Annotated in this window: 18 protein-coding genes and 1 pseudogene; all 19 read left to right on the top strand. The window is 48.1% G+C overall.

Going from position 1 to position 21,499, the window contains the following annotated elements; all coding sequences use genetic code 11:
• Positions 1 to 31: 31 nt before the first annotated feature.
• The 19 genes and pseudogenes from dnaQ to purL all read left to right on the top strand — a co-directional run bounded on the left by dnaQ (position 32) and on the right by purL (position 21,432).
• Positions 32 to 739: a DNA polymerase III subunit epsilon gene (gene dnaQ / locus UNDYM_RS14170; protein WP_162041614.1), complete on the top strand. Its 708-nt coding sequence runs from the start codon at positions 32 to 34 to the stop codon at positions 737 to 739.
• 537 nt (positions 740 to 1,276) lie between these two features.
• Positions 1,277 to 1,594 (top strand): flagellar transcriptional regulator FlhD, encoded by a 318-nt coding sequence (flhD, locus tag UNDYM_RS14165; RefSeq protein WP_110254236.1) that lies wholly within the window; start codon positions 1,277 to 1,279, stop codon positions 1,592 to 1,594.
• A gap of 38 nt (positions 1,595 to 1,632) precedes the next feature.
• Positions 1,633 to 2,187 carry a flagellar transcriptional regulator FlhC gene (flhC, locus tag UNDYM_RS14160; protein WP_162041613.1) on the top strand — a complete coding sequence of 185 codons (555 nt, stop codon included), beginning with the start codon at positions 1,633 to 1,635 and terminating at the stop codon, positions 2,185 to 2,187.
• Between the two features lie 15 nt (positions 2,188 to 2,202).
• Positions 2,203 to 2,784: a hypothetical protein gene (locus UNDYM_RS14155; protein WP_162041612.1), complete on the top strand. Its 582-nt coding sequence runs from the start codon at positions 2,203 to 2,205 to the stop codon at positions 2,782 to 2,784.
• On the top strand, positions 2,781 to 3,008 hold the full coding sequence (locus tag UNDYM_RS14150) for a hypothetical protein (RefSeq protein ID WP_162041611.1): 228 nt from the start codon (positions 2,781 to 2,783) through the stop codon (positions 3,006 to 3,008). The genes UNDYM_RS14155 and UNDYM_RS14150 overlap by 4 nt, the downstream gene beginning before the upstream one ends.
• Before the next feature lie 117 nt (positions 3,009 to 3,125).
• Complete coding sequence (motA, locus tag UNDYM_RS14145) at positions 3,126 to 3,986, top strand: flagellar motor stator protein MotA (protein ID WP_162041610.1); 861 nt, start codon at positions 3,126 to 3,128, stop codon at positions 3,984 to 3,986.
• A 17-nt stretch (positions 3,987 to 4,003) separates the two neighbouring features.
• A complete protein-coding gene (motB, locus tag UNDYM_RS14140; RefSeq protein WP_162041609.1) occupies positions 4,004 to 4,927 on the top strand; it encodes a flagellar motor protein MotB in 924 nt (307 codons plus the stop codon).
• Positions 4,928 to 4,992: 65 nt separating this feature from the next.
• Entirely contained in the window at positions 4,993 to 5,541 is a 549-nt protein-coding gene (locus tag UNDYM_RS14135; RefSeq protein ID WP_162041608.1) for a chemotaxis protein, read from the top strand.
• A 51-nt stretch (positions 5,542 to 5,592) separates the two neighbouring features.
• A complete protein-coding gene (locus UNDYM_RS14130) occupies positions 5,593 to 5,958 on the top strand; it encodes a response regulator (RefSeq protein ID WP_110253733.1) in 366 nt (121 codons plus the stop codon).
• Positions 5,959 to 6,008: 50 nt separating this feature from the next.
• Positions 6,009 to 8,042, top strand: a complete 2,034-nt coding sequence (gene cheA / locus UNDYM_RS14125; protein ID WP_162041607.1) for a chemotaxis protein CheA — start codon at positions 6,009 to 6,011, stop codon at positions 8,040 to 8,042.
• A gap of 35 nt (positions 8,043 to 8,077) precedes the next feature.
• Positions 8,078 to 8,587 carry a chemotaxis protein CheW gene (locus tag UNDYM_RS14120; RefSeq protein ID WP_162041606.1) on the top strand — a complete coding sequence of 170 codons (510 nt, stop codon included), beginning with the start codon at positions 8,078 to 8,080 and terminating at the stop codon, positions 8,585 to 8,587.
• 78 nt (positions 8,588 to 8,665) lie between these two features.
• Positions 8,666 to 10,426: a methyl-accepting chemotaxis protein gene (locus UNDYM_RS14115; protein WP_162041605.1), complete on the top strand. Its 1,761-nt coding sequence runs from the start codon at positions 8,666 to 8,668 to the stop codon at positions 10,424 to 10,426.
• A gap of 234 nt (positions 10,427 to 10,660) precedes the next feature.
• Positions 10,661 to 11,560 (top strand): CheR family methyltransferase, encoded by a 900-nt coding sequence (locus UNDYM_RS14110; protein ID WP_162041604.1) that lies wholly within the window; start codon positions 10,661 to 10,663, stop codon positions 11,558 to 11,560.
• Positions 11,557 to 12,165 (top strand): chemoreceptor glutamine deamidase CheD, encoded by a 609-nt coding sequence (gene cheD / locus UNDYM_RS14105; RefSeq protein ID WP_110253729.1) that lies wholly within the window; start codon positions 11,557 to 11,559, stop codon positions 12,163 to 12,165. Before UNDYM_RS14110 ends, cheD begins: the two co-directional genes overlap by 4 nt.
• Before the next feature lie 53 nt (positions 12,166 to 12,218).
• Positions 12,219 to 13,295, top strand: coding sequence for a chemotaxis response regulator protein-glutamate methylesterase (locus UNDYM_RS14100; protein ID WP_162041603.1), 1,077 nt, complete (start codon positions 12,219 to 12,221; stop codon positions 13,293 to 13,295).
• Between the two features lie 103 nt (positions 13,296 to 13,398).
• Positions 13,399 to 13,788 carry a chemotaxis response regulator CheY gene (gene cheY, locus UNDYM_RS14095; RefSeq protein ID WP_110253727.1) on the top strand — a complete coding sequence of 130 codons (390 nt, stop codon included), beginning with the start codon at positions 13,399 to 13,401 and terminating at the stop codon, positions 13,786 to 13,788.
• A gap of 437 nt (positions 13,789 to 14,225) precedes the next feature.
• Positions 14,226 to 15,443: an EAL and HDOD domain-containing protein gene (locus UNDYM_RS14090; RefSeq protein ID WP_162041602.1), complete on the top strand. Its 1,218-nt coding sequence runs from the start codon at positions 14,226 to 14,228 to the stop codon at positions 15,441 to 15,443.
• A 140-nt stretch (positions 15,444 to 15,583) separates the two neighbouring features.
• On the top strand, positions 15,584 to 17,296 hold the full coding sequence (locus UNDYM_RS14085) for a glycosyltransferase family 39 protein (protein ID WP_162041601.1): 1,713 nt from the start codon (positions 15,584 to 15,586) through the stop codon (positions 17,294 to 17,296).
• 142 nt (positions 17,297 to 17,438) lie between these two features.
• Positions 17,439 to 21,432, top strand: a pseudogene (purL, locus tag UNDYM_RS14080) (phosphoribosylformylglycinamidine synthase).
• Positions 21,433 to 21,499 lie beyond the last annotated feature (67 nt).

The raw sequence follows: 21,499 nt of genomic DNA, 5'->3' as shown, positions 1-21,499 counted from the left end.
TTAAGTGTTGTAATTTAAAGGAGTATTGAACATGCGTAGGCAGTTGGTCCTCGATACCGAAACCACGGGTTTGAATGCGCGCAATGGCGACCGCATTATAGAAATTGGTTGCGTAGAATTAGTAAACCGCAAGCTGACAGGTAATAATTTCCATCGCTACATCAATCCTGAGCGAGATTCCGAAGAAGGTGCTTTGGCAGTTCACGGCCTGACCACCGAATTTTTGAGCGACAAGCCTAAGTTCGCCGAGATTGCCGAAGAGTTTTGCGCTTATATCAAAGATGCCGAAATCATTATCCATAACGCACCTTTTGACATCGGATTTTTGAATGCCGAACTCGCGCGTCTGGATTTGCCCGTATTGACAGAATATTGCCCCAGTGTCATTGATACATTGGTTCAGGCAAAAGAATTGCATCCAGGTAAGCGTAATTCGCTGGATGCGCTCTGTACCCGTTATGAAATTTCGAATTCCCACCGCAAATTGCACGGCGCTTTGCTGGATGCTGAATTATTGGCAGATGTTTTTCTGGCAATGTCACGCGGACAGAACAGCTTTGAGATTGAAGTAGAAGAAGACGATGCGCCAAAAGTGCAGGAGGTCGTGGCTTTTGATATGCCGGTTGGCGAGATTGCTGTATTGATGGCCACGGAAGAAGAGATGGGTGAGCACGAAAAACTCCTGACAGGGCTGGATAAGCAGATTAAAGACAAATGCATCTGGCGTGCGACTTTGTAGGAAATAAACCAGGTTTATGGTCTTATTGATATGTGTGAAAGACAATAAATGCAGGAAGCAATAGATTAAATAGCCAAGTAATCAACTCAAAATGAATCACCTGTTGCAAACAGGTGATTTTTTTTTGATTTTTTTTGCGATCAGCCCTAAAGATTTCACAATTTGTTGCCGTTACAAGCTAATGAAAATAAATCGAAAATATTTTTAAATTTTCCCTAAAGTTTTCTAAAGTGCTGCCGTTAATGATTATAAGACGATGCGATAAAACCTAAATTTATGCGCAAGTCTTTGTTTTTATTAAATTTTTTCGAATTGCTCGATTTTGTTGGTTTGAAAAAATTAAAATCTGTTTTCTACGAAATTTCATTTTGTAGATGTCTAAATGTGCCTGTAGGATATTTTCCTACGGCATGTCTTCGTTTTATTCTTGCTTTAAATACGGAATCCCGCTTATACAGCCACTTTTGGCCAACCTGCACAATGTATCTCACTGGCAACGCAAACATGCCGCTGATAACAAAACTGGAGGGTGGGAAAATGACGCAGAACGATATGATGGCCGAGATTCGGGATGCCAATTTGAGTTATTTGATGTTGGCACAACAAATGATTCGCGCTGATAAAGCGACCGCTATTTTCCGTTTGGGTATTGGTAAAGAAATTGCAGACCTGATCGAAGGTTTGAATAATGCCCAGATCTTGAAGCTGGCTGGCTCCAACATGATGTTGGCGCGCTTCCGCTTCGAAGATAGTTCCATTTTGTGCATGTTGACAAATTACAACAAGGAGCGTGCGCTTGCGCATTCCCATGCTGCGATTTTGATGGCTGGTCAGCCAGTTGAAGAAATCCATTAATTTGTCAGGCATTGAATCGAAGCGGACGGAGAAATATCATGGCAAGCAAAAGCGTAGTAAACGAGGCTCACGAAATTCAATTGGCAATTGAATTGGTCAATCTGGGTGCCAGGTTGCAGTTGCTGGAATCTGAGACTTCCTTGTCGCGTGAGCGTCTGCTGAAGATATACAAGGAGTTGAAGGGGGTATCCCCTCCAAAAGGCATGCTGCCTTTTTCTGCTGACTGGTTTATTACCTGGCAGCCAAATATCCATTCGTCCCTGTTCATGAACATCCATAAGTATTTGCGTGAGCATGCTGGTGTTGATGGTATCGATGCTGTCATCAAGGCATACCGCCTGTATCTGGAGCAGGTGCCTGTTCCTGCTGGCGAAGAGCCTGTCTTATCCCTGACACGTGCCTGGACTCTGGTGCGCTTCTTTGAGGGGAAAATGCTGAGTTTTGCAAAATGTTGCAAATGCGGTGGGCATTTTGTTGCGCATAGCCTGGATTTGCATGATGATTATGCTTGTGGTTTATGCCACGTCCCGTCACGGGCAGGTAAAACAAAAAAAGCAAAAGATGCGGAGGCCACACTGGAAATGGTGGCATAAAATTCAGGAGGAGCCTTGGAGGTAGCGTCATCAAAAACCCGTAAAGGCAAATTCCTACCAGATGGCGGAGTGCTTTCTTCGCCCGTTTTCCTGGCAGTTCTTATCCAGCTATTGGCTTTAGGCCTGTCTTATCTATTGTATGTCGCCGACCGGTGGCAACTCGGCGGCAAACTTTCCCCCTTTTTACTGCTCTTCATTCACGCCAGCCTTGCTTCTGCCTGCAGCTATCTGCTGCGTATGAACTGGTGGTGGTGGTTTATTCAGTTCGTCTTTCCCTTTGCGGTCGTCGCTTCGCTGGTTTTTCAACTGCATCCTGGTATCAGTCTGGCGATTTTCGTGTTGATGGTATTGTTGTTTTGGTCAACTTACCGCACTCAAGTTCCATATTTTCCTTCCAAATCCAGTTTGTTGCCGTGTATTCTTGAGCAACTACCTGCGCGCGATGGTTTGTCTTTCATTGATATCGGCAGTGGTTTTGGGGGGTGTCTGTCAGTCTTGCCAGATTGCGTCCTCAGCAGTCTTTTTTTGGGGTGGAGGTTGCGCCTTTTCCCTGGCTGGTCAGCTGGTTCAGGGCTAAATGGGCTGGCCCCAGGGTGAGTTTCTATTTAAAAGATTATTTGCAACTGGATTTTGCTGAATTTGATGCGGTCTTTGCCTACTTGTCTCCGGCGGCCATGCCAGGATTGTGGGAAAAAGTCCGTGCTGAGATGCGGCCAGGTACGCAGTTCATGAGTTATGAGTTCAAAGTGCCCGGTGTTGAGGCGGATTTAACTATAAAAAGCAATGCGAATGACCCCGTTCTTTATGTCTGGCGCATATAATGCATATAGTGAAATGTATTCCAGAAGCAATATTTAACCTTCCATTTCTGGTGAATGCTTCCGGTCTGAGGTAGTGTAGTCGATATTATAAAAATTCCCTCTAAGGAGTAACAGCTCGTGTTAGTTATCGTCGGCTATCTCGTCGTATTGGGCTCGGTATTTGGTGGCTTTGTCATGTCCGGTGGACATATTGCGGTATTGTTCCAGCCGCTGGAATTGTTGATGATAGGTGGTGCTGCCGTTGGCGCTTCCCTCGTCGGTAACAATGCGAAAACCCTGAAGGCCACCATGAAGGCACTTCCGGGTGTTCTGAAAGGCTCAAAATATACCAAGGCTCTCTACATGGAGCTGATGACGATGCTCTTCGATGTGTTGACAAAGGTGCGCAAAGAAGGCCTGATGTCTATCGAGGGTGATATTGAGAAGCCTGAAGACAGCCCCTTGTTCAGCAAATATCCTTCTATTGTTCATGATCATCACATGATGGAATTCATAGGCGATTATCTGCGTCTGATGGTTTCGGGGAATATGGATGCCTTCCAGATTGAAAATCTGATGGACAATGAATTGGAAACGCATCATCACGAAGGTGCAGTTCCTGCACATTTCATTGCCAAGCTGGGTGATGGCTTGCCGGCGTTCGGTATTGTGGCGGCGGTGATGGGGGTGGTGCATACGATGGAATCTGTGGGTATCCCGCCATCAGAACTTGGTATCCTGATTGCACATGCACTGGTGGGTACTTTCCTGGGTATTTTGCTGGCTTATGGTTTTGTTGGTCCGCTGGCCGGTTTGATGGAACAGCAACTGGATGAGTCATCCAAGACTTTTCAATGTATCAAAGTGACTTTGCTGGCAAGCCTGAATGGTTATGCACCTGCGCTGGCAGTAGAATTTGGCAGGAAGGTGTTGTATTCCACTGAAAGGCCAACGTTCAGCGAACTGGAAGATCATATTAAGCAATCGAAATCTAAATAATAAAAACTGGATTGATGATGGCAAGCGAAGAACTACGACCGATTATTGTAAAGCGCATCAAGAAGGTGGCTGGTGGCCATCATGGTGGTGCCTGGAAAATTGCCTACGCTGACTTTGTGACAGCAATGATGGCGTTTTTCCTGTTGATGTGGTTGCTGGGCTCGACTGCCAAAGGTAATTTGAATGGTATAGCTGAGTATTTTCAGACACCTTTAAAAGTGGCAATGGCGGGTGGCGACGGTAGCGGTGATAGTTCCAGTGTGATCAAGGGTGGTGGCAAGGATTTGAGTGCGCGTGAAGGGCAAAGCCGTAAAGGTGAGATTGACACGCAAAAGAAAACTTATAACCTGCAAGCTGCTGAGGCCGCCCTGGCAAAAGTTGAGGCAGAGCGGCTGAAGGGCCTGAAGTCCAAGATTGAAGCTGCCATAGAATCCAACCCTACGCTAAAACAATACAAGAAACAGCTTTTACTTGATATCACTACTGACGGTTTGCGGATACAGATGGTAGATGAGCAAAATCGTCCCATGTTTGCTTCGGCCAAGGCAGACCTGCAACCATACACGCGGGAAATTTTGCATGAGATTGGCAAGGCACTTAATGATGTACCGAATCGCATCAGCCTGTCGGGTCATACTGATGCGGCTCCCTATGGCAGTGGTGAGCGAGGTTATAGCAATTGGGAATTGTCTGCCGACCGTGCCAATGCCTCCAGGCGGGAACTGATTTATGGTGGCATGGACGAATCCAAGGTGTTGAGAGTGGTTGGCTTGTCGTCCTCGGTTCTGTTTGACAAGGCAGATCCACTTAATCCGATCAACCGCAGGATCAGTATTATCGTCATGAATAAAAAGGCAGAAGAATCTGCTTCACAGGACGGCGGCTCTATTGAGGTTGCAAATCAGTCTGACTCAAGCGCTGAAATTTCAGTCAAGCCTTGATATAGACAAGCTACAAGTAAGACTGCAGCATCATTAAGTCAATATGCATAGATAGGATGCTTAAGATGTCCAAAAAGAAACTGTTGGGTTCTCAGGTTAAGCAACTTTTATCAGGTGTGTCTGATCATGGAAATGCACATTTGCTGGAGGTTGAGACTGACCTTGCGCAAACAACGATACTCTTGGGTGAAGCGATAGAAAAGCTGGGCGTCAGTTTCATGGCGCTGCACTCCGCCATATCGAGTGAGCAGGAAGAAATCAACCTGATCATCAGTTCTGGAGGTGTTGCCGACGACAGTGTGTTACGGCTCAAGGCAATTCAGGAAGATATTGCCACGCATATCAGTTCGGCTGTGACCAGTTTGCAATTCCAGGATTTGACCAGCCAGTTGATATCGCGCACCTTGCAAAGGTGTGAAGGTTTGCGTGAAGTGCTGGGAACCTTGGGTGTGGTCGGCAATGATATGCAGCATGACGGTGAAACGGATGAGTTGACAGCCTTGTTGCGTGAGACTACCTTGCGCCTGGAAAAGCAAAGCGCCGACCTGAAGAATTTGTTACGTAAAGCAGTGCATCAAAAGCATATGGATAGCGGTGACATAGAGTTATTTTAAATCAAGTGGCAGCAAGCTGAAGCTGCCTACAATTCGTATAACGGAGTAAATATGGCCAAGACAATTTTAGCTGTGGATGATTCTGGCTCTCTGAGGCAGATGGTAGCTTTCAGTTTAAAAGCAGCCGGATATCAGGTAATCGAGGCGGTAGATGGCCAGGATGGTCTGGAAAAAGCGCGTAACCAGGTGGTGGATCTGGTGCTGACAGATCAGAATATGCCAAGAATGGATGGGTTGACCCTGATCAAGTCCTTGCGTGGCCTGCCGTCTTATGCGCGCGTACCTATCCTGATGCTGACAACAGAATCAAGTGATGACATGAAGGCGAAGGGGCGTGCAGCTGGTGCGAATGGCTGGCTGGTCAAACCCTTTGATCCACAGAAGTTGACTGAAGTAGTTAAAAAAGTGATTGGCTGAATTATTGGCCCGGTGTCTGGGCAAACAAATGTAAATCACGGAGTTTAATAATGACGATTGACATGAGTCAGTTTTTCCAAGTGTTTTTCGACGAGGCGGAAGAGCTTCTTGCCGAGAAGGAAAAATTGTTACTTGGCGTCGATATCTCTTCGCCTGATCCTGAGGATTTGAATGCCATATTCAGGGCAGCTCATTCCATCAAGGGTGGTGCTTCGACCTTTGGCCTGACAGATATGACGGAGGTGACGCATATACTGGAGTCACTGCTCGATAAAATACGCAAGGGAGAAATGGCGTTGACAGGGGAGCATGTAGATGCTTTTCTGATCGCCAAAGATATTTTAAAGATGCAGCTTGATGGGCACAGGCTGGGTACACCTGTCGATCAGGATGCGGTAGCAGATGTCAGGATGTTGTTGCAATCTCTGTCGCAGGACGCGGTACCTGTGGCTGCGCCAACGGCCAGTTTTATCAGTCATCATTCAGAAATGGATCATGCGGATGTCGTATTCAAGACGGCATACAAAATCGAAATGCCTGAGGTGTCAGAGGCAGATGCTGCAGCGATCATGTCCGAGCTTGGACTTTTGGGGGCGATTTCACGGCTGGATAATAATGGCAAGAATGTGGTTCTTGCATTGCGCACCAATGAGAGCAAGGATGACATCATATCTATCTGCTCTTTTATTCTCAATCCCGATACGCTGAAAATTACTGAAGAACAGATAGCTAATCTGCCTGTCAAAAAGGCCGCACCTACGGAAGATGAACTTGGCTATGGTTTTTTTGAGCCGCTGGAATCGATGTTCCCGCCAGAAGAGGGCAAGGCTGATGCCATTGTCGAGAAAACGCCAGAGATAGCGCTGCCTGAGAAGCAGGCACCGCAAGCTGAGAAAAAGGTGGAAAAACCCGCTGCTTCTCAAGAGTCTTCCACCATCAGGGTAGGCATAGAAAAAGTTGATCAGTTGATCAATCTGATTGGCGAACTGGTCATTACTCAAGCGATGCTGGAACAACGTACCCAGGACCTTGATCCGATTGCGAATGAGCGTCTGTTGAGTAGTATCGCTCATCTGACGAGAAATACCCGTGACCTGCAAGAGGCAGTGATGTCCATACGCATGATGCCTATGGATTATGTTTTTTCGCGTTTCCCGCGCATGGTCAGGGACCTGGCCAGCAAGCTGGGCAAGAAAGTCGAATTTGTAACTTATGGTGCTTCAACCGAGCTTGATAAAGGCTTGATAGAGCGTATCGTCGATCCGCTGACTCATCTGGTCAGAAATAGTATTGATCATGGCATAGAAATGCCAGCCGCAAGGCTGCAGGCCGGTAAAGGCGAGGCTGGTAAATTGTCCCTGTCAGCCGTGCATCAGGGCGGCAATATCGTCATCGAAGTCAGTGATGACGGTGGTGGCCTGCACAGAGAGAAAATTCTTGCCAAGGCCAGGCAAAATGGTCTGGCGGTTTCAGATTCCATGAGTGACAGTGAAGTCTGGTTGCTGATTTTTGCCCCTGGGTTTTCTACTGCGGAGACGGTAACTGACGTTTCTGGCCGTGGTGTGGGCATGGATGTGGTCAAGCGTAATATTACCGCCATGGGCGGTGTTGTTGATATACGCTCAGCCATGGGTTATGGCACGACAATCACGATTTCCTTGCCATTGACACTGGCGATACTTGACGGCATGTCGATTAAATTCGGCAATGAAATTTATATTTTGCCCCTGGGCTTTGTCATGGAGTCGCTGCAGCCCGCCAAGGCAGATATCAAAGAAATCAGTGGCAAGGGCAGGGTGGTGAAAGTGCGTGACGAATATCTGCCGCTGGTACCTTTATACGAGTACTTTGATATTGAACCAAAGTATACCGATCCATCTGATGGCATAGTCGTCATCGTTGAAGTCGATGGTAAAAAAGCGGCCTTGTTTGTTGATGACCTGGTCGGGCAGCAGCAGGTAGTAGTGAAAAACATAGAGTCGAATTACAAGAAGGTCCCAGGGATCTCCGGCGCAACTATCCTGGGTGATGGTGGCGTTGCACTTATTTTGGATGTCGCTGCTGTTTTGCGTACTGCGCGATGAAAATTGAATCAGAAATTTAAGACGAGGAAAAAGAAATGACGCAAATTTCACAGGGTAGTGATCAAGGCTCAAAAGATGGAGCTAAATCTGATATTGCCGGGCATGAATTCCTTGCTTTTACTTTGGGTAATGAAGAATATGGTATCGACATTCTCAAAGTTCAGGAAATACGTGGTTATGAGGCCGTGACGAGAATTGCTAATGCACCTGATTTTTTGAAGGGCGTTATCAACTTGCGCGGCATTATTGTGCCCGTGGTCGATATGCGTATCAAATTCAATCTGGGGACGCCTACTTATGACCAGTTCACGGTGGTCATCATTCTCAATATAGAAGGGCGCATAGTTGGCATGGTGGTCGATAGCGTTTCCGATGTGACGACTTTACTGCCCGAACAAGTCAGGCCGGCTCCTGAAATGGGAACGACTTTCAGTACGGATTTCCTGATTGGTCTGGGTACGCTGGATGACCGTATGTTGATACTTGTTGATATAGACAAATTGATGTCGAGTCCAGAAATGGGACTTGTTGATGCAGCAGCATGATGATCTAGTTTCTCTCTGAGTGGCTACTGATAAAAAAATGTAGACATAGAACTGACTAAAAAATAAATAGGAGACGCTATGAATCTGAGAAATTTTAAAATTGGTACCCGTTTGGGTGTTGGCTTTGGACTTATTTTGGTGGGTCTGATCGCCGTTATCTTATTCGTCAATGCATTGAGTGGCAACAATCGCAAGGCCATGATAGAAGGCTTGAACCTGGCTGCACAAAAGCAGGTGCTGGCCAACAACATGAAAAGCGCCTTGTTTGAAGGCGGCATAGCCATGCGCAATATCGGCATACAGTCCGATGTCGGTGAAATGCAAAAAGAAGAAACCAAGGTCAAGACGCAAAGGAAAAAGTATGAAGATGCTAAAGAAAAGATTGCGTCCCTTGGTCTGAACGAGGAAGAAAAGAAAATTCTCGGTGACATCGCAAAAATTGATAAGGAAATAGAAAAGCCATTAAAAGATGCAGTCGGTCAGGCCCTGGCATTTAATGCTGAAGGTGCCGCAAAAATTATTGCGTCAGTGATTGATCCGCTGAGCTCCAAATCCATTTTGGAAATGAATAAGCTCGTTGATCTGCAGGATGTAGCCTCCAAGCAAGTGTTTGAAAATTTCGCAGCCGCTGGTGCAAAACTAACTATCTGGCTGTATGTCATACTTTCATCTGCAGCCGCTTTGGGTGCCTTGTTTGCCTGGACTATCACACGCAGTATTACCCAACCCTTGCAAGAAGCCCTTAGCCTGGCAGAGACCGTTGCTGAGGGGGATTTGCGCAGCCAGGTAAGTGTATCGGGTCATGATGAAGTTACATCATTGTTCCAGGCACTGAAAAACATGAATGACAATCTGGCTTCAACAGTCGGACAGGTCAGGACAGGTACAGAAACCATTACCGTAGCCTCGCAAGAAATAGCCTCAGGTAATGCCGATCTGTCCAGCCGCACAGAATCTCAGGCCAGTTCACTGGAAGAAACAGCAAGCTCGATGGAAGAGCTGACCAGCACCGTCAGGCAAAATGCCGACAATGCGCGCCAGGCCAATCAGCTTGTGGTTTCTGCCTCCAGCGTTGCGGTCAAGGGTGGTGAAGTCGTAGGGCAAGTGGTCAATACCATGGGCTCGATCAAAGAGAGTTCACGCAAGATCGTCGATATCATCGGCGTTATTGATGGCATCGCCTTCCAGACCAATATCCTGGCCTTGAACGCTGCGGTAGAAGCTGCCCGTGCCGGTGAACAAGGTCGCGGTTTTGCAGTGGTCGCTGCCGAAGTGCGCAATCTTGCACAGCGCAGTGCCAGTGCAGCCAAGGAAATCAAATCCCTCATCAGTGACTCGGTCGATAAAGTTGATCAGGGTAGCAAGCTCGTCGATGAGGCAGGCAAGACCATGGATGAGATTGTCACCAGTGTCCAGCATGTAGCCGACATCATGAGTGAGATCACGGCGGCCAGCCAGGAACAAAGTTCAGGCATAGAACAGGTAAATCTGGCGATTACGCAAATGGATGAAATGACGCAACAGAATGCGGCTTTGGTTGAGCAGGCAGCAGCGGCGGCAGAGAGTATGGAAGAACAGGCAGTGGCATTGGCCCAGGCAGTCAGTGTATTCAAACTCAACGGAAATGCCGCCCAATTAAGTCAGCAAGTCAAACCAGTTGTCAGTAAGGTGGCAAGTAATGTCGCAAATAAGCCAGTCACGAATACCAGGTCTCAGGTGAAGGCTTTGCCAAGGGCGGCGACTCCTGCTGCGTCTGCATCAGCCGGTGCGGGTGCGCGGGCCAGCAAGCCAGCCGCAGAGCAGGGCAAACCTGCTGAAGACGACTGGGAAGAATTTTAAATTATTGATTGTAGAGTGTGGTTACGCCTGCACGTTTGCAGGCGTCCCGCTTAAAACGCTAGTCATGTAAAAAGTGTCACGGTAGCGTATCAAAGACGCTTGTAATTTAACTTAATTAACAGTAAATATCTTTCAGTCTGGCAAAATGTCTTTGTAATCTTGATTATCTGGATTTTTATTTGAAATCAGCTTTCGTCTCTGAAACAGGATGGGGAAAGTTTGGGAAAGCATTGAATGACGAAATCCATCGATAAAGCCAGATCAGACACTTCAAAGGAGTTTGCGTTTAACTCCAGGGATTTTGACCGTGTCAGGGATCTGATTTACAAACGAGCTGGCATTTCCTTGGCAGATAGCAAGCAGGAAATGGTGTATAGCCGGCTTGCACGTCGTTTGCGGGCGACTGGTATCAGCTCGTTTTCTGAATATCTGGATGGCCTTGAAAGTAATCAGATTGAGTCTGAATGGGAAGCATTTACCAACGCCCTGACGACTAACCTGACTTCATTCTTCAGGGAAGAGCATCACTTTCCCATACTCGCTGAACACATTGCCAGGAAGCATGAGCCGGTCAATATCTGGTGTTCTGCCAGCTCTACCGGTGAGGAGCCGTATTCTATCGCCATTACGCTTTGCGAAGCATTCGGAACTCTGCGTCCGCCCGCACACATCATTGCCACGGATATAGATACCAATGTACTGGAGACAGCATCCCGTGGCGTATACAACCTTGATCGTATAGAAAAATTGTCTGCTGAGAGAACGCGAAAATTCTTCTTGAAAGGCAAGGGTGCCCAGGAAGGCCTGGTCAGAGTCAGGCCGGAATTACGGGACCTGATTACATTTAAACAGTTGAATTTATTGGAAGATGGCTGGCCTTTAAGTGGCGAATTCGATGCAATTTTTTGCCGGAATGTCATGATTTATTTTGACAAGCCTACGCAGGGTAAAATCTTGAAGAAGTTTGTTCCCTTGATGAAGTCAGACGGTCTGTTGTTCGCCGGTCATTCGGAAAATTTCCTGTATGTCTCAGATGATTTCAAGCTGAGAGGGAAAACAGTTTATGAACTGGGTAAATCCCATACGGCAGGCAGCAGAGCGACATTGCGCAATTTGCAAAAGGGTAATCCATGAGCCAGCTAAGTGAAGAGCATTTTGCGACGAATGTCTATTATGACAGGACGTTTGATTGTGATGCCGCAAAAATACTGCCGGGTGAATTCTATTTCACCAACAAGGACATGCTGATTGTTACGGTGCTGGGTTCCTGTGTTTCTGCATGCATTCGTGACCGTGTTTCTGGTGTTGGTGGCATGAACCATTTCATGTTGCCGGATGGTGGCGGGGACGCAGATAATCCAGTGTCGGCATCCATGCGCTATGGCACCTATGCAATGGAAGTCCTGATCAATGAATTGTTAAAGGCAGGTGCCAAGCGAGAAAACATGGAGGCTAAAGTGTTTGGCGGCGGCAATGTATTACGTGGCTTTACCGCGATCAACGTGGGTGAGCGTAACGCCAAATTTGTACTCGATTATTTGCGGGCTGAAAGGATGCGCGTCATTGCTGAGGACCTCAATGATATTTACCCGCGCAAAGTCTATTTTTTTCCCAGAACCGGCAAGGTACTGGTCAAGAAACTCAAAGTGGAACATAACGATACCTTGAGAAGGCGCGAGCAGGATTATGCCAGCAGGCTCAAGACGACTTCAGTTGGTGGTGAAGTCGATTTGTTCTAGTTATTTTGTATGTGTGAAGTCGGTGGTTGAGACTGAGCGCGGAGTATTTACGAATGAAGATAAAAGTATTGATTGTCGATGACTCTGCGCTGATCCGTAGCGTCATGAGCGAGATTATCAGCAGTCAGCCCGATATGGAGGTGGTCGGAGTTGCTCCTGATCCCCTGGTTGCACGCGAACTGATCAAGCAGACAAATCCTGATGTGCTGACGCTGGATGTGGAAATGCCAAAGATGGATGGCCTGGATTTTCTTGAGCGCCTGATGCGCCTGCGTCCCATGCCTGTCATCATGGTGTCGTCACTGACCGAGCGAGGCTCTGAAATTACCATGCGCGCATTGGAACTGGGGGCGGTTGATTTCGTCACCAAGCCCAAGTTGTCGATACAAAGCGGCATGCTTGAATATACTGAGCTGATCACGGACAAAATCCGGATCGCATCCAAAGCCAGGATCAGGCCCAGAGCTGCGCCCATAGCAACTCCCGGTCAGGCAAATGTTGGTGTATTGCCACAAGTTCGCAATCCTCTGACCAGTAGTGAAAAACTGATTATTATTGGGGCATCGACTGGTGGTACTGAGGCAATCAAGAATTTTCTGGTGCAAATGCCTTCCGATTGCCCGGGGATTTTAATCACCCAGCATATGCCGGAAGGGTTTACCCGTTCTTTTGCCAAACGTCTTGATGGCTTGTGCAAGATTTCAGTGTCCGAGGCCGCCGGTGGCGAGCGCGTCTTGCCAGGTCATGCTTATATCGCTCCTGGTCATTCTCATCTGTTGTTGGGGCGTAGTGGTGCCAACTATGTGACTCAACTGGATCAGGGTGAGCCAGTTAACCGGCACCGGCCCTCAGTGGATGTCCTGTTCAGGTCTGCCGCGACTTATGCCGGTAAAAATGCTGTTGGCGTGATCTTGACTGGCATGGGCAAGGATGGAGCGGCTGGCATGCTGGAGATGAAAAATGCCGGTGCATACAATTTTGCCCAAGACGAAGCAAGTTGTGTAGTATTTGGTATGCCGCGTGAAGCAATTGCAATTGGCGCGACACATGAGGTTGGCCCTTTGAATGAATTGCCCACCAAGGTCCTGCATTACCTTGCCACGCATGGCAGCAGAGCCCTGAGGGTGTGACGTTTTGATAGAATTTAATGTGTTACAGCAATTTCACCACCGTTTTATCTCAATTTGTCCGATAATGCTAATAACTGTCCTTAAAGAAATAGTGGAGTAATTCATGGCTGATCAAAATCTCAAATTTTTAGTAGTCGACGATTTTTCTACTATGCGTCGCATAGTGCGGAATTTGCTTAAAGAATTGGGATATTCCAATGTCGATGAAGCCGAAGATGGAGCAATGGGACTGGCAAAGTTGAAGAATGGTGATTTCGATTTCGTCATCTCTGACTGGAACATGCCTAACATGGATGGGCTGACGATGTTGCAGCACATCCGTGCTGATCCAGCTTTGTCAAAAATGCCGGTACTTATGGTCACGGCAGAGGCCAAAAAAGAAAACATCATTGCTGCTGCGCAGGCTGGTGCAAATGGCTATGTAGTAAAACCATTTACTGCAGCTACTTTGGATGAAAAACTGACAAAGATTTTCGAAAAACTCGGGAAATAACAGGGCAATCAGTTTGCCAGGAGATGACGTTGCGTAAGTGCTTTAACTCAGGCATTAAATCTCCTGATTAAGCCAGTGCAAGTAAGCCAGTGCAAGTGAGCAGGCTGCCGCAACATGGCAAAACTTTGCGACAGTGCTCTGATTTGACAGGCAAAAATCTGTAAAAGCCATATTGCTTGCTCGCTTTTGCCCGGAAGGTGATAAAGAGAATAAAGTTGACCTGTGTTTACCTGCAATGCGCTGCAGGCAATTATATGAATGATGAGGTTGTCGTTGATAGTAAGGCGGTGGCTTGCGATTGCAGTCTTGAACAGCGTTTCAAGTTATGTTCAAGTTAATGTCCGGGTGTTGTAAGGCAGAGCCGGCTTTGTTGATTTTCCCTGCAGCCCGGGGTCTGAATTTTTCAATCATATTAATCCAACATAAATAATACTAAGATGATAGAAGAAAGCTTCATCGTAAGAGAGCCACTACTCGATCCTAAACAGCGAGTCATTGGTTTTCAAATTTCCTGGCAGCAGCCGGATCAGAATGCAGAAGCAAGCACAGAAAGCCTGAGCGCCTTGCTTGAATTCGTTGCCGTACAATTGCATGACGATGACAAGGGCTTCCTGCTTGGCGATAGCCTGCTGTTCCTTGAAGCCGTTCCAGAGTTATTGCATGCAGAAGGCTTAAAGCAACTGCCTGCTAAAAATACTGTACTGATACTTCATAAAAAATACTTTGCCGACCCGGATACGCTGGCAGCAGTGACTGAGTTGCGCCAACTGGGTTATGGTATCTGCCTGCGTGGTGCTGAGGTGACTACGCTGGAGCGCGCTTATTTTGCGCAAATTACCCATCTTGAAGTCAAATTGAATGCGGCTAATTTTGCTTCACAGGCAAAGGTGTATGCAACATTGAAGCAATCGACGGTGCGCATGGTCGCCCGCAATGTCAATGCCTGGCAGGATTTTGATGCCTGCTCAGCCCTGGGTCTTGACAGCTTTGTCGGTAAATTGCATCTGACGCCAAGGCCAAGTACTGCGCCCAAGACTTTAAATACATCCCAGACCACCATTTTGCAGTTGATGGAAATGGTTAGAAAAAATGCTGACATCCAGCAGCTTGAAGCGGTTGTCAAACGCGATGCAACATTGGCCTATAAACTTTTGCGTTACATAAACTCGGCTGGTTTTGGTTTGCGTACTGAAGTGCAATCCTTGAAGCATGCCGTGCAAATGCTGGGTTACAGTCCCTTGTATCGTTGGCTGACGCTATTGCTGGCAACTGCGAGTACCAGCGGTTATTCCCCAGTCTTGCTGGAAACTGCCATTGTTCGTGGTCGCCTGGCTGAAATTCTGGGGCAGAGCAAAATGTCCAAGAGCGAGGCTGAAAACCTGTTTGTGGCAGGTATGTTCTCTTTGCTGGACAGGTTGTTGGGCATCCCCATGGAAGAGGTGCTGTCTTCAATACAGTTGCCAGACGTGGTTACAGAGGCCCTGATATCCCGTGGCGGCACCTATGGGCCTTTCCTGGCACTGGCAGAAGCGTGTGAGTTGAACAGCATGCTGGTGGGCTCGCTGGCAGAGACGCTGAAGATCACCCCGCCAGATTTAAATGCTGCGCACATGGCAGCGCTGGTTTGGGCAAAAAATGTCGCTTCTGTAGCCTGATCAGCTTTTGCCTTAACCAAAAAGACAAGCAGTTTTGCTTGTCTTTTTTTTGCTTTATTTGGCAAGACTAGATAAAGTTCGCTACTTGAAAATTAAATTGAGACAAGTCCCATTCTTGTGGGAAAGAAGTCGTTCCAACTATGAATGTTGTGCAAGCCAAAAATGAAGTGCCTCAACCTGCCATACCTGCCTGGCTGGTCTGGTTATTTACTATCTTCTTTTTGGCTTACGGTCTTGGTTGCTACCCGATATTAGACAACAATGAGGGCCTGTACGCAGAAATCCCCAGGGAAATGCTGGCATCTGGTGACTGGCATCATTGGATCATTCCTCACCTGAATGGTCTGGCCTATATGGAAAAACCGCCTCTGCTGTACTGGCTGACGGCGATTTCTTTTGCTGTCTTTGGCGAAAATGAATGGGCGGCCAGAATGGTCCCTGCGATGTCTGCACTGTCTTGCGTGGCTTTGATTTTGTGGTTCGGGCGGCAGATAGGGCGGGTTGCAGCCTCGCGTCTGGCTGCATTGATGTTCATCAGCGGCCTGGGCGTCATGGCGATGTCGCGCACTTTGATGTTTGATATGCTGCTGACCGTATTTTTGACAGGTGCGCTGATGTTTGGCTACCTGTACAGCGTCTCAGGAGAAAAGAAGAAGCTCAACTGGTGTTTGGGTTTATTGGCATTTGCCTTGCTGGCCAAGGGCTTTGTTGCCATTATTTTATTTGGTGCTGTGAGTTTTATTTACACCATATTGTTTTCCAGTTCGCTAAGAGATTTTCAAAAAAGAATCATCGCCTGGTTTGATATAAAAGCGATAGGGATTTTCTTATTGATAGCCTTGCCCTGGCATATTGCTGCCATTCTGGCTGAGCCTATATTTGCCTGGTTTTATTTCATCAACGAGCATGTGCTGCGGTTTTTGGGCAAGCGAGAACCGCATGATTATTATGCCGGTGCCTGGTGGTATTACCTGCCGAGGATGGTGCTCTACCTCTTCCCCTGGTCCTTCTTTTTGCCTGTGCTCTTGTTTGTGAAGGCAAAGCAGCAAACACCCAGAACCCTGCATTTTTTCCTCGCTTGCGCCTGGATCATGCCAGTCCTGTTTTTTTCTTTATCCAGTGCCAAGGCGAATTATTATCTCGTCGTTGTCATGCCACTCGCAGCATTGCAATTGGCCATTGCCCTGGAAGACCGGGGTTTTGGTGCTGCATGGGGCAGGGCATTGGTTGGTATGTTTTTGGCAGCCTTATTTGCTCTCGCCGCCTGGTGGATAGGTAAACAGTTGAATCATCAGTTGTCTTCGCTGGTGGTGTATGGCATGGATGGAAAGCAATTCTTACGGGATTTTATGCTGGCTGCATCTCTGTTGAGTGCAGGTATTGCGGTTCTTGTCTGGCGCAAAGTGCGCTTTGGAATCTTCCCGTTTATCGCTTTGCCAGCACTGATGTTACTGGCGTTTATTGGGCTTTTACAAGCCGCCGCACAATGGACTTCTACTCAGCCCTTGTTGGCTGAATTGTCAACAATTGAAGCTAAGCATGAAGTATTTTTATTTAAGGTGTTTGAACATCAATCTTCATTGCCATTTTATTTGAAGCAGCCGGTAAGAGTGGTTGATAGCCGTAGTAGTGATTTGTTTTGGGGAAATAAACTTCATAAGAATAATATTGTTCTTTCAGATAGCAGTTTTGATACTTTGTTAGATAAACAATCCGTCGTTTTGCTTGTTCTTGATGAGGATTTGGATAAAAACCCAAAACTACCAGACAGCCAGACAGAGTGCTTTATGTGTAAAAAATATGCGTATAAATTCAAAAAAATAAAAAAATCGGCCGAACTACCTTGTTTATGAACTGAGTTTGGTAGTCAGGGTAATTTCTTCCTGCTGGCGTCTGGAGTCAGCTTGGGCATCAAGGTATAATCACGCTTTCTGATCCAACCAGCACTTGTGCACGGCAGGTTTTGTGTACATTGCCTCAACTACCTCGCTCACCATGTTGATATTGCCAGGCTCCAACGCCCTGTCTGCTTTTCGTACCTCCGGTCTTCTCTCTCGTTTGCAAGCTGTTGATGCCAATATTGTTGGCGTTACCGGCCGCTATGTCCATTTCGTTGATGTTGCCTCTGAACTGCTCAAAGAAGACGCTGATCGCCTGAATGCCTTGCTGGTATACGGCGATGCATTTACCGCCAGCAGTGAGGGTGATGTGTTTGTCGTGATTCCACGTTTCGGCACGATATCGCCATGGGCCAGCAAAGCCACAGACATCGTCCACAATTGTTGCATGACACATATCCATCGTCTTGAGCGCGGCATTATTTACTATGTGCAAGTCAAGACGGGTTTGCTGGGCGGTGCTAAAAAACTCGCTGATGGCAGCCGTGAGCAGGTGGCTGCACTCTTGCATGACCGCATGACAGAAATGGTGCTGGCCGATGCGCAGCAAGCGCAGGCACTGTTCTCTGAACTGGTTGCCAAAGATCTGGAGCACGTTGATGTACTGCAAGGCGGCAAGACGGCGCTGTTACAAGCAAATAGCGAACTCGGCCTGGCTCTGTCAGATGACGAGATCGATTATCTGGTTGATGCTTTCACTACAGCAAAGCGCAATCCTACGGACGTAGAACTGATGATGTTTGCACAGGCAAACAGCGAACATTGCCGTCACAAGATTTTCAATGCAGACTGGACTATCGATGGTCAGAAGCAGGATAAATCCCTGTTCCAGATGATCAAGAACACGCATGAGTTGCAACCCAAGGGCACGATCGTTGCCTATAGCGATAATTCTTCGATCATGGAAGGCGCGGTCGTCAAACGTTTCTTCCCATCCGGTAAAGACCAAATCTATCAGGTCACAGAAGAACTGACGCATACCCTGATGAAGGTGGAAACGCATAATCACCCTACAGCCATTTCTCCATTCCCAGGCGCTTCTACTGGCGCTGGCGGCGAAATTCGTGACGAAGGTGCCACAGGTCGTGGTGCCCGCCCAAAAGCAGGTCTGACCGGCTTTACCGTCTCCAACCTGATGTTGCCAGGCGCACGCCAGGCGTGGGAAAACGCTGGTGACAGCCTGACTGCAAAAGTTACTGCGGATGCCTATGGCAAGCCAGACCGCATCGCTTCACCATTGCAGATCATGATAGAAGGCCCTTTGGGTGGTGCTGCTTTCAATAATGAATTTGGTCGTCCTGTTCTGGGGGGTATTTCCGTACCTTCGAGCAAAATGTTGGCGGCACGGTCTATGGCTATCACAAGCCCATCATGATTGCCGGCGGTATAGGCAATATCTCGGACAAACTCACCAAAAAGAATGATCTTCCTGTAGGCAGCCTGCTGATACAGCTGGGTGGTCCTGGCATGCGCATAGGCATGGGTGGCAGTGCCGCTTCTTCGATGGCAACTGGTACTAATACTGCGGATCTGGATTTCGACTCGGTACAGCGTGGTAATCCTGAAATGGAACGCCGTGCGCAAGAAGTCATCAATTCCTGCTGGCAGTTGGGAGAGAACAATCCCATCCTGTCCATCCATGACGTTGGTGCTGGTGGTTTGTCGAATGCTTTCCCAGAAATCACCAATGATGCCAAACGTGGTGCGCTGTTTGATTTGCGTAAGGTACCGTTGGAAGAAAGCGGTATGGCCCCGAAAGAAATCTGGAGTAATGAATCGCAGGAGCGTTATGTCCTGGGTATAGCACCAGAAAGCCTGGAACTGTTCCGTCATTTCTGCGAACGTGAGCGTTGCCCGTTTGCCGTGGTTGGTACCGCGACTGAAGAGCGTCAATTGCGCGTCATTGACCCGCTGAATGACACTTCACCAGTCGATATGCCCATGAATGTCTTGCTGGGCAAGCCGCCAAAAATGCACAGGGATGTTGTCCATGTCAGCAATGATTTCCCAAAAATTGATTTGACTGGCATCGATCTGCAAGTTGCCGCAGAACGCGTGTTGAGCTTGCCCACTGTTGCTGATAAATCCTTCTTGATCACCATTGGTGACCGCACAGTGGGTGCTACATCCGTGCGTGACCAGATGGTAGGGCCATGGCAGGTGCCAGTGGCTGATTGCGCCGTGACCACTATGAGCCTGGAAGGCTACCTGGGTGAAGCCATGTCCATGGGCGAACGTACCCCGTTGGCCGTGATTGATGCTGCTGCATCTGGCCGTATGGCCGTTGGTGAGGCTATCACCAATATTGCTGCTGCACCGATCAGGGATATCTCGGATATCAAACTGTCGGCCAACTGGATGGCAGCCTGTGGCCAGCCTGGCCAGGATGCGGCCCTGTTTGATACGGTAAAAGCAGTCGGCATGGAATTGTGCCCGGCACTGGGCATCAGTATCCCGGTGGGTAAAGATTCCCTGTCCATGCGCACTACCTGGAAGGATGAAGGGCAAAGCAAGGCGGTAACCTCACCTGTATCACTGATTATTTCCGCCTTCTCGCCGGTGTATGACGTGCGCAAGTCATTGACGCCGCAGATACGTCTGGACCAGGGTGATACCAGCCTGATCCTGATTGATCTGGGTCGTGGCAAAAATCGCCTGGGTGCTTCCTGCTTTGCGCAAGTCATGCAGCAACTCGGCAACGACTCACCGGATGTCGATAGCGCGGAAGACTTGAAGGCCTTCTTCAATGCTATCCAGAAGTTGAATAGTGACGGCAAATTGCTGGCTTATCATGACCGCTCTGACGGCGGCCTGTACGCCAGTCTGTGTGAAATGGCCTTTGCTGGCCGTGCTGGTTTATCGGTCAATCTCGATATCCTGACCATGGATAGCGAACACGCAGCAGACCAGGGTGATGCCAAGAACTGGGCGACCCAGGTGTCTGAACGTCGCAATGACATGACCTTGCGCGCCTTGTTTAACGAAGAACTGGGGCCGTGATACAAGTGCGGACTGAACAGCGTTCAGAAGTCATGGATGTCTTGCGCAGCTTCAATCTGGGTGCCTGCAGCCACATTATAGGCAAGCCAAACAATAGCGGCATCATCGAATTTACCCGCGATGCCAAGCAAATTTATAGTCAGCCAAGAACTGCCTTGCATCAGTTGTGGAGCAAAACCAGCTGGCAAATTGCCCGTCTGCGCGACAATCCTGCCGGTGCTGATGCTGAATATGCGCGCATCGTGGATGCGAATGATCCAGGCATGCAGCCTAAACTGAGCTTCGATCCACAGCAAGACGTGGCAGCGCCATACATTGCAACTGGTGTACGTCCCAAGGTTGCCATCCTGCGTGAGCAGGGTGTGAACTCGCATATAGAAACAGCCTATGTCATGCATAAGTCCGGTTTTGAGGCGGTAGACGTGCATATGAGTGACCTGATTGCCGGTCGCGCAAAACTGGCTGACTTCAAGGGCTTGATCGCTGTTGGTGGCTTCTCTTATGGTGACGTATTGGGTGCAGGCGAGGGCTGGGCAAAAACCATTTTGTTCAATGCCATGATGTCTGATCAGTTCTCGCAATTCTTCCATCGCGATGACACCTTTGGTCTGGGTATCTGTAATGGCTGCCAGATGATGAGTAATTTGAAATCCATCATCCCAGGTGCACAGGCCTGGCCTAAATTCACCAAGAACAAGTCTGAGCAATTCGAAGGTCGTTTTGCCATGGTGGAGGTGACTGATTCTGCTTCCATCTTCTTCCAGGGTATGGCTGGTACACAAACACCTATCGCCATCGCTCATGGTGAAGGTTTTGCTGACTTCTCAACGACTGGCGACATTGCCAAAGCACAGGTAGCCATGCGCTTTATCAATAACGCAGGCTTGGCTACAGAAGCTTACCCATACAATCCAAATGGTTCGCCACAGGGCATTACTTCAGTCACCAATGAAGACGGACGCTTTACTGTGTTAATGCCACATGCGGAACGTGTGTTCCGCTCAGTATTGCATTCATGGCATCCAGAAGGTTGGGGTGAAGATTCCCCTTGGATGCGTATGTTCCGCAATGCACGGGTATTCGTGGGCTAAACTGTCGCGATAACAGTTAAAAAGGAAGGGCGTAATCATGAAAATGATTGCGCCCTTTTTACTTGCC

Origin of the sequence: Undibacterium sp. YM2 (assembly GCF_009937975.1) — a bacterium.
Lineage (GTDB): Bacteria > Pseudomonadota > Gammaproteobacteria > Burkholderiales > Burkholderiaceae_D > Undibacterium.
Note: the sequence above shows the minus strand (reverse complement) of the source record. Positions and strands in the feature narration are given on the sequence as shown.

Coding starts and splice junctions, on each gene's coding strand:
- dnaQ (WP_162041614.1), top strand. CDS start 32: ATGCGTAGGCAGTTGGTCCTCGATACCGAAACCACGGGTTTGAATGCG.
- flhD (WP_110254236.1), top strand. CDS start 1,277: ATGACGCAGAACGATATGATGGCCGAGATTCGGGATGCCAATTTGAGT.
- flhC (WP_162041613.1), top strand. CDS start 1,633: ATGGCAAGCAAAAGCGTAGTAAACGAGGCTCACGAAATTCAATTGGCA.
- motB (WP_162041609.1), top strand. CDS start 4,004: ATGGCAAGCGAAGAACTACGACCGATTATTGTAAAGCGCATCAAGAAG.
- UNDYM_RS14135 (WP_162041608.1), top strand. CDS start 4,993: ATGTCCAAAAAGAAACTGTTGGGTTCTCAGGTTAAGCAACTTTTATCA.
- UNDYM_RS14130 (WP_110253733.1), top strand. CDS start 5,593: ATGGCCAAGACAATTTTAGCTGTGGATGATTCTGGCTCTCTGAGGCAG.
- cheA (WP_162041607.1), top strand. CDS start 6,009: ATGACGATTGACATGAGTCAGTTTTTCCAAGTGTTTTTCGACGAGGCG.
- UNDYM_RS14120 (WP_162041606.1), top strand. CDS start 8,078: ATGACGCAAATTTCACAGGGTAGTGATCAAGGCTCAAAAGATGGAGCT.
- UNDYM_RS14115 (WP_162041605.1), top strand. CDS start 8,666: ATGAATCTGAGAAATTTTAAAATTGGTACCCGTTTGGGTGTTGGCTTT.
- UNDYM_RS14110 (WP_162041604.1), top strand. CDS start 10,661: ATGACGAAATCCATCGATAAAGCCAGATCAGACACTTCAAAGGAGTTT.
- cheD (WP_110253729.1), top strand. CDS start 11,557: ATGAGCCAGCTAAGTGAAGAGCATTTTGCGACGAATGTCTATTATGAC.
- UNDYM_RS14100 (WP_162041603.1), top strand. CDS start 12,219: ATGAAGATAAAAGTATTGATTGTCGATGACTCTGCGCTGATCCGTAGC.
- cheY (WP_110253727.1), top strand. CDS start 13,399: ATGGCTGATCAAAATCTCAAATTTTTAGTAGTCGACGATTTTTCTACT.
- UNDYM_RS14090 (WP_162041602.1), top strand. CDS start 14,226: ATGATAGAAGAAAGCTTCATCGTAAGAGAGCCACTACTCGATCCTAAA.
- UNDYM_RS14085 (WP_162041601.1), top strand. CDS start 15,584: ATGAATGTTGTGCAAGCCAAAAATGAAGTGCCTCAACCTGCCATACCT.